This is a genomic window from Parendozoicomonas sp. 209JJ7-1 (assembly GCF_058147085.1).
On the sequence record NZ_JBYVJU010000014.1, the window covers coordinates 127819 to 139206 of the forward strand.

12 protein-coding genes are annotated in these 11388 nt (G+C 51.4%); 3 read left to right on the plus strand and 9 right to left on the minus strand.

The window, feature by feature from the left end:
- Window positions 1-396, minus strand: a complete 396-nt coding sequence (locus tag ACY2RQ_RS14780; protein WP_490113753.1) for a hypothetical protein — start codon at window positions 394-396, stop codon at window positions 1-3.
- 156 nt (window positions 397-552) lie between these two features.
- Complete coding sequence (gene argS / locus ACY2RQ_RS14785; protein WP_490113754.1) at window positions 553-2295, minus strand: arginine--tRNA ligase; 1743 nt, start codon at window positions 2293-2295, stop codon at window positions 553-555.
- Between the two features lie 413 nt (window positions 2296-2708).
- Here argS and ACY2RQ_RS14790 point away from each other — a divergent pair, with 413 nt between their 5' ends.
- Entirely contained in the window at window positions 2709-3338 is a 630-nt protein-coding gene (locus ACY2RQ_RS14790) for an SPOR domain-containing protein (RefSeq protein WP_490113755.1), read from the plus strand.
- A 29-nt stretch (window positions 3339-3367) separates the two neighbouring features.
- On the opposite strand, the gene ACY2RQ_RS14795 is transcribed toward ACY2RQ_RS14790, so the two are convergent.
- The 4 genes from ACY2RQ_RS14795 to ACY2RQ_RS14810 all read right to left on the minus strand — a co-directional run bounded on the left by ACY2RQ_RS14795 (window position 3368) and on the right by ACY2RQ_RS14810 (window position 7674).
- The gene (locus ACY2RQ_RS14795) at window positions 3368-5458 is read right to left on the minus strand and encodes a S9 family peptidase (RefSeq protein WP_490113756.1); all 2091 of its coding nucleotides are present in this window, start codon (window positions 5456-5458) and stop codon (window positions 3368-3370) included.
- Between the two features lie 589 nt (window positions 5459-6047).
- Entirely contained in the window at window positions 6048-6221 is a 174-nt protein-coding gene (locus ACY2RQ_RS14800) for a hypothetical protein (protein WP_490113757.1), read from the minus strand.
- A 263-nt stretch (window positions 6222-6484) separates the two neighbouring features.
- On the minus strand, window positions 6485-7063 hold the full coding sequence (locus ACY2RQ_RS14805; protein WP_490113758.1) for a YceI family protein: 579 nt from the start codon (window positions 7061-7063) through the stop codon (window positions 6485-6487).
- 65 nt (window positions 7064-7128) lie between these two features.
- Window positions 7129-7674: a cytochrome b gene (locus ACY2RQ_RS14810; RefSeq protein WP_490113759.1), complete on the minus strand. Its 546-nt coding sequence runs from the start codon at window positions 7672-7674 to the stop codon at window positions 7129-7131.
- Window positions 7675-7837: 163 nt separating this feature from the next.
- Here ACY2RQ_RS14810 and ACY2RQ_RS14815 point away from each other — a divergent pair, with 163 nt between their 5' ends.
- Window positions 7838-8755, plus strand: a complete 918-nt coding sequence (locus ACY2RQ_RS14815; protein WP_490113760.1) for a LysR family transcriptional regulator — start codon at window positions 7838-7840, stop codon at window positions 8753-8755.
- 31 nt (window positions 8756-8786) lie between these two features.
- Here ACY2RQ_RS14815 and ACY2RQ_RS14820 read toward each other — a convergent pair whose 3' ends face one another.
- From ACY2RQ_RS14820 to ACY2RQ_RS14830, 3 genes are all read right to left on the minus strand, one after another.
- Window positions 8787-9638 (minus strand): hypothetical protein, encoded by an 852-nt coding sequence (locus ACY2RQ_RS14820; RefSeq protein WP_490113761.1) that lies wholly within the window; start codon window positions 9636-9638, stop codon window positions 8787-8789.
- 156 nt (window positions 9639-9794) lie between these two features.
- Complete coding sequence (locus ACY2RQ_RS14825) at window positions 9795-10640, minus strand: hypothetical protein (protein ID WP_490113762.1); 846 nt, start codon at window positions 10638-10640, stop codon at window positions 9795-9797.
- 155 nt (window positions 10641-10795) lie between these two features.
- Window positions 10796-11122: a hypothetical protein gene (locus tag ACY2RQ_RS14830; protein ID WP_490113763.1), complete on the minus strand. Its 327-nt coding sequence runs from the start codon at window positions 11120-11122 to the stop codon at window positions 10796-10798.
- A 33-nt stretch (window positions 11123-11155) separates the two neighbouring features.
- On the opposite strand from ACY2RQ_RS14830, the gene ACY2RQ_RS14835 reads away from it, so the two are divergent.
- The coding region (locus ACY2RQ_RS14835) for a hypothetical protein (protein WP_490113764.1) at window positions 11156-11388 on the plus strand (233 nt) is incomplete at its 3' end.

Sequence of the window (11388 nt, forward strand, 5' to 3'; positions counted from 1 at the left end):
CTAAGGGCAGGCGTCATGGGCTGGATGTATACATACGGGCTGACTGTCGTTCTGGATATGAAACTCGACTGAGAGATCGTACGACAATCCATTGATTGTGGGGCAGTATTCCGTGCAGCTTGCTACCATATATCCCCCTTGAGGCCTGGGATAATAGGCGGGGTTGATAATGACGGTGGTTCCACAGTCGACAGTGGCAACATGAAACTCTTGTTTAGGTGGAACGCCGGCATTAAAAAGCTGCTGATTATTTTTGGCATTTTTTACGGATATTTTAATCCAGACGCCGTCCGGATTGGTTTGGTAAATGTTCAGCTCACACTGCTGGCTAGCAAATGTGTAATAAGGCAGGAGTAACAGGGATATCAGCGAAAAACTAGAAGTCAGTCGTTTCATAATGCTGGTTTCGTAATGATTTCAGTACAGAGAAAAGTAGTTACTCGTTTTACAGCTGTCATCAGGGAAATAGAAAATCCCCCGGCAATAATGTTCGGGGGATTTTAAATGGAAGCTCCTGCTTAAATGATAGCTTCAATCGAAAGCCATTGAGCTTTACATCTGCTCAACAGTCTCGATACCCAGGCAACCCAGGCCCAGCTTCAGGGTGCGGGCAGTCAGGGCGCACAGCTGCAGACGACTGTTCTTCACATCGGCAGGAACATCGTCCTTGTTCACCGGGCAGAACTCGTAAAACTTCATAAAGCAGCCCGCCAGCTCGAACAGGTAGCTGCACAGGATATGGGGCATACCTTCACGGGCAACACTTTCCACCGCTTCGCTGAACTGCATCAGCTTGATAGCCAGTTCACGCTCGGCAGCTTCATTGATGTTGATGTCGCCAGACAGGCTTGCTGCTTTAACACCGGCCTTGCGGAAGATGCTCTGTACACGGGTGTAGGCGTACATCATGTAGGGGGCGGTGTTGCCTTCAAAGGAGAGCATGTTGTCCCAGTCAAAGACATAGTCGCTGGTGCGGTTCTTGGACAGGTCGGAGTACTTCACGGAACCCATGGCGACAGCGTTGATAACTTCCGCCTGTTGTTCCGGGGTCATATCCGCGCCCTTCTCGGCGATCAGCCTGGTGGCACGGGCCGTGGCTTCGTCCAGCAGGGTAGCCAGCTTCACTACGCCACCGGCACGGGTTTTGAAGGGTTTGTTGTCCTTACCCAGCATCATGCCGAATGCGTGGTGTTCCAGGGAAACAGTCTCCGGTACATAACCGGCCTTGCGAACGATGGTCCATGCCTGTTTCAGGTGCTCGGACTGACGGGCGTCGATGTAGTACAGAACCCGGTCAGCCCCCAGGGTTTCATAACGGTACTTGGCGCAGGCGATATCCGTGGTGGTGTACAGGAAACCGCCGTCACGCTTCCGGACGATAACACCCATGGGGTTGCCGTCCTTATTCTTGAACTCGTTCAGGTAAACAACAGTGGCACCGTCGTCTTCAACCGCCAGACCTTTGGCTTTCATATCTTCCACAATAGGCGCGAGCATATCGTTGTACATGCTTTCGCCCATGGTGTCTTTTTCAGTAATATCCACGTTCAGGCGCTTGTAGGTACGCAGGTTCTGCTCCATGGTCACGTCCACAAGCTTCTTCCACTGCTCCAGGCACCATTCGTCGCCACCCTGGAGTTTTACCACGTAGTTCCGGGCACGCAGGGCAAATTTTTCATCTTCGTCGTAGTGCTTTTTGGACTGGCGGTAGAATTCTTCCAGGTCACCCAGCTCGGAGTTCATAACATCCGGGTTGGTCTTTTGCAGGTCTTCCAGATGGGCGATCAGCATACCGAACTGGGTGCCCCAGTCACCGATATGGTTGGCGCGGATCACCTTGTTGCCGAGGAATTCCAGAGTTTTGGACACAGCATCACCGATAACGGTGGAACGCAGGTGGGCAACGTGCATCTCTTTGGCCACGTTGGGAGCGGAAAGATCCACAACGATGGTCTGGGGCTTTTCGGTTTTATCCACACCCACGCGCTCGTTCTGAACATAGCCGCTCAGCTTTTCAGCCATCCACTCGGGTTTGAGGAAAATATTAATAAAACCGGGGCCAGCGATCTCGATCTTGTCGGAGGCTTCGGACAGGTCCAGGTTATCAATGACCTTCTGGGCCAGCTCACGGGGATTCATGCCCAGCTTCTTGGCCACAGGCATAACACCGTTGGACTGATAGTCGCCAAACTGGGCGCGGGCACTGGGGCGAACCATGGCCTGGCTGCCAGCGGGGGCGCCTGCGGCCTCCAGAGCGGCGGTTATCTTCTGGTCAAGGAACTTGAGCACGTTCATGGAGCAATCCTTAGTCTGGGTGTGCAGATGTGAGTAAGTTTACAGGTGTCTGGGAAAATGTGTGGCGGCAGTTTTCCAGAAAGGGAAAGCCGCAAACCGGCGCGAATCAGCGGGTTCGTCGTCGCGCGGGAAACAGAGAAGGTAGACAGACAGCAGTCATTAATTCGAACGGAAAAAACCCGGGTTCCATTTCATCTATAGAGTTAAAGTAGAGTGCTGTAATCATGGATCGGATGCTAGCGGAATTCCATGGTGGCCACAAGGCAGCAGGTCGGGGCTGTTAAGGTTTTACTTTCACAATGTATCAGCCACAGTGTATCAGTCACAAAATAACAGTTATTTTTGTGTTCATGCAGAAAGCACCATTTTGTGGCAGGATGCGGTTAACATGCATTTCGTCTTTAGAGGGACATATGGCGAGTAACACCAGACAAACAGGGAGGCAGGGAAAACCCCAGGGGGCCAGACGCAAGCCCCCTGCCCGAAAAGCCGCGCCGGGAAGGGTATCCGGTTGGTTATGGCTGACGGCGGGTATCGCCATTGGGGTTTTGATTATGGGCCTGTCCCGGTTAGTGCCGAATGTGGGCACAAAACTGGACGTGATCTCCGAAAACAGCGGGAAAGCACCTGCCAGCGGCCCTGAGAGCCACGAACCTGTGTTTGATTTTTATACCCTGCTTCCGAAATCGGAAGTTATGGTGCCCGTAGATAGCCAGGCGTCTGCAGGTAGGAATCCCGCAGAAAAGCCCCAGGTAACTTCGACGCTTGCTGTGAAACCGGCTAAAAGCGCATCGAAACCAGAAGAACAGGAAAATTACCTTCTGCAAGCCGGCTCGTTTCGCAACAGCCAGGATGCTGACCGTCTTCGTGCCCAGTTAATTCTCAGTGGTTTTGAAGCGAAAATAGAACAGGTCACTGTCCGTGGCGGAGAGCGCTGGCACCGGGTACAGCTTGGACCTTACAGTTCCCAGAAAGAGGTGACAACAGTTCGCTCGAACCTTGCGAGCATGGGACTGGATACCATGTTGATGAAGCAACGTTAAAGGATGTTGCAGACGTATTGCTTCCCTGGTTACTTTTTATCAGGGGGCCGCAGCTGCTTCTTAAGAAATTCAAGTACTCTTGTACCCGATGTGATCCGTGATTCATGGAGCAGGAATTCATGGCCCTCATCGGGCAGTGCCAGTGTTTCCACCTCAACGGACCGGCAGCGCAGGGCGTGGGCAAGATGCAGGCTTTCGGAAAAATCTATCTGCCGGTTGTCGTCTCCATGAATCAGCAGTACCGGACTCATCCAGTGCTCCAGCCAGCCCCAGGGAGAGCTGTCTTCCGCAATTTTTGCACGGGCAATGCATTCCGTGGCAATTTCCGCCTGGTCACTGCTGAAAAGTTTTGATCCCCAATGCTCTCTGCGCATCTCTTTTGGAAAGTTATGGCAGCCGTTAATCACCGCCCCGGCTCGGAACAGGCCACTGTCTCTGGCCAGTGCCAGTGCGCTGAGGGTTCCGCCCCAGGACTCTCCCAATACACCTATACGACTTCGGTCAACCAGCGGATGTCTCGCCAGCCAGTGACCGGCGGCGACTATGTCCTGATAGTCACTGGCACCGTCCCAGCCCCTTTCCGGAGCCTGCCGGAACAGTTTGCCGTAACCACTGCCTCCCCGGTAATTAATATCCATCACCAGAAATCCGTGGGCCGCCAGAAGCTGGCAGAAGGCATACTGGAAACTCATACTCAATACCGGATGGAATCCGGGCAGGCTCTGAAGCCAGGGGCCGCCATGGATATTCAACAGGGCGGGAAAGGGGCCTGCCCCCTGGGGCGTAAATATCTGGCTGTGGAAAACCACAGCGTCTCTGGATTTCAGAGCCTTGTTAACAGGTATGATAAAGGGAAGGGAGAGAATCTTCTGGTCGTCGTTTGAAGAGGTTAAGAGCGTCTGTTTTTTATGTTCCCTGTCGTAGAAACCAAGTTTGCAGGGCGCTCTGTAATCCCCGCAGACGAACATCAGGAAACGACTGTCCGGCCCAGCTGTGGGATGCCAGTACTGGGTGTCTGCAGGAAGGTGCAGTTTCAGCCAGGTGTCGTTGGTGGTGTCGAGGCCATCCAGGTGGTAGTGGTGGCGACGCATTCGGTTATGGCTGAATACTAACAGCTTGCCATCGGCGCTGGCATGGTAATCCTGAACCAGCCAGGAGCCTTCCGAGAGAGGTGAACAGGCATCTTCTGTCAGATCGTACTGGTAAATATGATCCCAGCCACAGGCATCATGGGAAAATAACAGACGCTGGTTATTCAGCCACATTAAAGGGCGATGGCCATACTGCAGGGAGAGTCCGGCCTGCTCTTCCAGACTGCTCTGCCAGATACTTTTCACCTGATGACTGTCACTGCTCATCAGCATGATGGAAAAACTGTCTGCCAGATCGGTAAACAGCTGGTCGGCAATATCAATCTCCGGACCATGGAAGCGGAGAAAAGCCAGATGTTTTGAATCCAGGGACCAGACCGGAGAGACATCACGGTCAAAGCCGGGGGATATCCACTTCACCCGGTCGCAGCCTGGTTTATACAGCCCGAGAAATGAGTGTTCATCGCGGTGACAGATAAAAGCCAGGGCGTGATTGTCCGGTGCCCAGCTCAGGGACTGAACAGTGCCCCGTACGCAGAACAGTTTTTCCGTTTCCCCGCCATTAATGGGCTGGCTGTACACCGTTCCTTTGCTGGTCCAGGTAACAGCGGATTCGTCCGATGCGATAACAGCGATGGCTGAGTGATTACAGGTTTTGTTCAGGGAGTGGCTTAAGGGAACATCCCGCTGTGTACCGGCGTTAAGGTCGAGGAGCAGCAGAGTGCCTTTTGCGGGCATGGTCTTTTGCCGTGGATTGGGGTTGTAACCTTTTCCGTCCTCTCCGCTGTAACACAGGCCCCGTGTCACCAGAAGGTAACGTCCGGACGGGGACAGGTTCGCCAACCGCAGAGGCTGCCCATCATCCCCCTGGCCAGCCAGTACAGACTGGCGGGAACCTTCGGGAAGGTCCTGCATAAAAACTTCGTGACTACCTTTACAGTAATCAATCCAGGCAATCCGGTTGCGTAACTGTGCCACACGGTATTCCAGAGTGTGGCGGAACGAGTAGTACGCCTTGATATCCGGCATGTTCCACCTGTCTGTTACGTATTGTTATTGGCCGGCAGCCTGTTCTTTATTCAAAGATCATTAATCCGGACGGAGCGAAAAGTGCAGTCGTTGGAGAGGTGATGTGGGGATAAAGTTTCCTGAGTGTCAGCATTGCCGTCTGCGCGGTTCGTCACACACACTATGAACCCGGCATATCGAAAAAAGGCAGCCTATAAGAAGAAAGGCAACTTATAAAAGGTAGTTACAGGCCAGCCGGGTTAGCCAAACCGTTCCTTCTTTGCCTGCTTTGCCCGGGCTGGATCTGTGTCGTCCATGTTTCGTTATGCCTATTCTCTCTGCATTGTCTGCGTTTCTGGTGACTGGCAACATATCAGGCAGGCAGCTGTGGGGCCGGCAACAGAGCCGACGAGACAGCCGGTTCCTGCTATTGTCCCTGCCGCTATATATACGCCGTTGGAGAATGTATGGAAAAGACAGCCGGGGATTGTTAAAACCGGGATTGTTAGTAACGTTCCGGTAAGACTCGGGACGAGACAGCAGATGCCGCAGGCCGCGAAAGTGGTTTCACAGGATGCAGCAGCTGCAGCACTGGGGTCCGTCATTGCAGTTACAGCAGCATGGAGGATTGGGGTTTTTTCTGAAGGTCGTACTGTTGAAGGTTGTACTGCCCGGCCGGTGAACTGCCCTTCTGTGCGGGTGTGCGGGCACTCGCACGGGAGGAGTTTCCGGCGGAAGGCTGGTGGTGAGGGGGTGAAGGGGCATCTACTGGTCTGGTGTGCATAACGGCTACCTCTCGGATTCATATCGGTTGTCATTCATAGAGTTACGATGAAAACACACCTGTTTCAGAGTCTGCAGGGGTTTTCCGTTCATCGCCGTTTCTGAATAAGAAAGAGGAGCAGAGGTTCACGCTTTTGTTGAGCCGTTGAGCATGATGGTTAGGGGAAAGTAAAAAGGGGTCGGGTTCATTAAAACGCTCAGGCCCCTTTGAAAAGTCTCGTTTTGAAAATTTGAAAAGTCTTGTTTTGCAAAAGAGTATCAAGGTTACTTGCGGATACCTTCTATATAAAGTTCCAGCTGCACTTCTGTTGAAGCGGGACCCAGATTGTAGTTAATCCCGTAATCCGCCAGTTTAAGGGTGGTATGTCCTTCAAAACCCGCACGGTAACCGCCCCAGGGGTCGCTGCCTTCACCAATTTTGCTTACCGGGAAGGAGATACTACGGGTAACACCGTGAAGGGTCAGGGTGCCTTCGAGGGTGCCGTTGTCAGCATCTTCGGGAATAAATCTGGTGCTGGTAAAGGTGGCTTCAGGGAAGTCTTTAACTGCGAGAAAGTCGTCCCCCTTCAGGTGCTTGTCACGCTCCGCATGGTTGGAATCGATACTGGCGGTATCGATAACCACATTAACTTTGGTGCTTTCAGGATTCTTTTCGTCATAGGTGAAGCCACCGGAGAAGGTATTGAAGCGACCGGTCAGCCAGCTGTAACCCAGGTGCTTGATTTTAAACTGTACAGCCGCATGGGCTCCGCGGGTGTCGATGAGATAATCGGCAGCGTTAACGGAGGTGGCAGCGGTCATGGCTGCGAGGGAAAGAGTAGCGGCTTTGATAAAGTTCTTCATTTTGTCCTTCTTATCAGGATAGGTTGTCAGGTACTGCTGGTTAATCTGTTGTTTTATGCTGGCCCTCAGTTTTGAGGGCTGAGCATTCTACGCAGGGTTTTGTCCTTATCCCGGAAGTGATGTTTCAGGGCTGCAAGGAAGTGAATGGCGACAAAACCCATAAGGCTCCAGGCCAGGATTTCGTGAATCTGTCCTATCAGACTTTCCTGATTCTCAACAATCGTCGGCAGGGCGGGAACAGAGAACAGTTCAAATACGGCAATGCTGCGACCATCGGCGGTGGAAATCAGATAACCGGTGACAAACAGGGCGGCAATGGTCAGATAAAGTATCCAGTGCATGGCTTTGGCCGCCAGCAGCTCATGGGTTGGTGCCGGTTCAGGTGCCGGACGGGTATTCAGACTTCTCCATACGACCATGGCAAGCCAGAGACCAGCCAGGCTAATGCCAATGCTTTTATGGAGATCCAGAGAGCCTTTGTACCAGGGGTCGTAATAAGTCAGGTCAACCATATAAAGGCCGAGACCAAACATAAAGAAAATAGTGAGAGCCTGCAGCCAGTGCATGCAGATGGTGACCCATCCGTAGGATTTTGTCGTATTTCTTAGCATAAGCTCCGGGATTACTGAATTTTGCCTGTTACTGTGTTGCTGGGCAACAGTACTGAAAATTTGTCTGCGGGAAAATCACAAGAGCGGCAAAACAGTTGTGCAAAATTACACAACTTCTGGATAATAATAAATCGAAAGAGTGTTTCGGTAAGCTGTTGTGTCGATGAGCGATATGAGTTGGGATGACCTGCGCATTGCTTTGCAGGTGGCGGAGTCCGGTTCCCTCAGTAGGGCGGGGGAAGCCCTGGGAATTAATCATTCCACTGTGCTTCGGCGTATTAACGCTCTGGAAAAAAGTCTTAATATCAGGTTGTTCCTGCGCCATCAGAGAGGGTACCGGCTAACCGACGCTGGCCATCTGCTGGTCAGGGAAATGCCGGATATTACCAGGCGCTTCCAACGTTTGGAGAATATTCTGCAAGCGACAGAGCAGGACTTGAGCGGACCTTTGCTGATAACCGCCGTTAACGAATATATGCCAAGAATTATCAAGGCATTAAAAGCATTCCGGGATATTTACCAGGAAGTTCAGATTCAGATTATCGCCACGGATGAGATTCTTTCACTGGCGTCTGGTGTCGCCCATATCTCTTTGCGTATGGGAGCACAGCCCCGGGATTCTGATGTTATTGCTCACCCGTTAACACCGTTCAGGGTCAATTATTATGGGGCGAGTGTTTATGTGGAAAAATATGGCCTGCCGCAATCTCCGGAGGAATATGATCAACATTTCTGGGTTATGCCTTCAGCCAGCAAGCAGTACATCTCTTTTATTAAACAGCTAATGCCGTTTATTGATGAAAAGCGTATTGCCTACCAGAGCAACAGTTTCCAGGATCTGCAGATGGCTATTGTTGAGGGAATGGGGATTGGGCCGGTTTCAACAGATGCAGCTGAAGTTTACCCGGATCTGCAGATGATGCCTTGTGAAAAAGAGTGGCAGGATGACCATGTCTGGTTTACTTACCATCGGGATATGAAAAACAACAGGAAGGTGCAGGTTCTGTATGAGTTTATGAGGCAGCAGTTGTCTTCCTTACAGACAGATGTCGTTCGAGCCCGAAGGCAGGCTTCGCCATGAAAGGCGCTCAGGGACCACCGACTTATCGCGGCTAATCCCAAATCTGGCAGCATCCATTGAGACGCTTATAATCGTCAGCCTGGAGCGAGGTTTCGATCACATCAATATATGGATGCAGTTTTGTGAATCTCTGCCACTTTGCCGCTGCCTGCTCCGCTACTCTGTTCAGCGCGGCCGCCGGGGACTCACCTGATATTTGCATGGGTAACACTTCTTCTGAATACAGGGTCAGTTCAGGGTCAATATGAACTTTGTAATGACTGGAACCAATCTTGATCTTGCTCCACTCTTCCGCCACTGTCATACAGGTAGTGTTGTTACAGCCGGTAATATAAATCTCCCTGATGCCTAACTTTCCTATACGATCATGTGGAGTTTTCCAGACCGGGAAGTCCTCATGTGCATCTAAAAACGTATCGTAGTGCATAATTCTGCGCTGATTGACACCCGTCAGCATGACCTTGAAGCGCTTTTTTATGAACATGTCATTGCGTTCCATCTGGACCGCATTGAGCACAACGCCAGGGGGAGTGCTGCCAAAATCTAATACATTGAAAAGAGCAAAAAAAACCCGAGTGTTTTCCCTGAAACGGGTTATCAGACCAGTAATATCAGCCAGTCCCTGGGGGTTGGAAGCTTCTTTGAATATTGCCGCGTTGCTCTCCTGAATATTCATCAGAACAATAAGAACCTTTTCTTTCTCGGACAAACGCCCCAGCGTCGCCTCAATGCTGGCAATGATCTGATCAAGGCCCGCCACCGCAATTGGGGAACAGAACCACAACACCCCGGCCAGACACACTCCGCGCGTCGCCTTTATCAGGCCGCTTACAGAGATATCGATACAAGAGAGGCGGATACGGTTGAGGGTGCCAGCATTCATATCAGGGCATTCCAAAAAACTGAATATAAAACACCGGGAACAAGAATAGGTCACAATCCAATGATTCATTTCCATGGAGAAGAGAGCTTCGCGACACCCTCTCCCGTGTGGGAACGCATACCAGCGAATCGCCCAGGGACCACCGACTTATCGCGGCTAATCCCAAATCTGGCAGCATCCATTGAGACGCTTATAATCGTCAGCCTGGAGCGAGGTTTCGATCACATCAATATATGGATGCAGTTTTGTGAATCTCTGCCACTTTGCCGCTGCCTGCTCCGCTACTCTGTTCAGCGCGGCCGCCGGGGACTCACCTGATATTTGCATGGGTAACACTTCTTCTGAATACAGGGTCAGTTCAGGGTCAATATGAACTTTGTAATGACCATGCTTGACCCTGCTCCACCCTTCCGCCACTGTCATACAGGTAGTGCTGTTACAGCCGGTAATGTAAACGTCCCTGATGCTTATATTTGGTATCGCAGCGTATGGACTTTTCCAGAACGGAAAGCCCTTATATTCCTTTAAAACCGCAGTAAAGGACATAACTCTGCTCTGATCGACGTCCGTCAGCATCACCTTGAAGCGCTGTTTTATGAATGCGTCCTGGCGTTCTATCTGGACCGCATTGAGCACAACGTCATGGGGGGCGCTGCCAGAATCTAATACATTAAAAAGAGCGAAAATAACCCTCTTGTTTTCCCTGAAACGGGTTATCAGACCAGCAATCTCAGCCAGTCCCTTGGGGTTGGAAGCTTCTTTGAATATCGCCGCGTTGCTCTCCTGAATATTCATCAGAACAACAAGAACCTTCTGTTTCTCGGACAAACGCCCCAGCGTCGCCTCAATGCTGGCAATGATCTGATCAAGGCCCGCCACCGCAATTGGGGAACAGAACCACAACACCCCGGCCAGACAAACTCCGCGCGTCGCCTTTATCAGGCCGCTTACAGAGATATCGATACAAGAGAGGCGGATACGACTGAGGGTGCCAGCATTCATATCAGAGCACTCCAAAAACTGAATACAAAGCACCAGGAACAAGAATAGGTCACAATCCAATGACACACTTCCATGGGGAAGAGGGCTTCGCGGCACCCTCTCCCGTGTGGGAACGCATACCAGCGAATCGCTCAGGGATCACCGACTTATTGCGGCTAATCCAAAATCCGGCAGAATTCATTGAGACGCTTATACTCGTCAGCCTGGAGCGGGGTTTCGATCACATCAATCTGTGGATTCAGTTCTGTGAATCTCTGCCACCTTATCGCTCTCTGCTCTGCTATTCTGTTCAGCACGGCCGCCTTGGACTCACCTAATATTCGCACGACTAACTCTTCTTCTGAATACAGGGTCAGTTCAGGGTCAATATGAACTTTGTAATGACCATGCTTGACCCTGCTCCACCCTTCCGCCACTGTCATACAGGTAGTGTTGTTACAGCCGGTAATGTAAACGTCCCTGACGCCTATCTTTCGTAACATACTGAATGAATCTGCCCAGGACGGGAAGTCCTTATGTACATTGAAAACCGCATCCGAGTACATAATTCTGTGCTGATCGACGTCCGTCAGCATCACCTTGAAGCGATGTCTTATGAACATGTCCTGGCGTTCCATCTGGACCGCATTGAGCACAACGCCAGGGGGGGCGCTGTTAAAATATCCTACATTGAAAAGGGCAAAAATAACCCTCTTGTTTTCCCTGAAACGGGTTATCAGACCAGCAATCTCAGCCAGTCCCTGGGGGC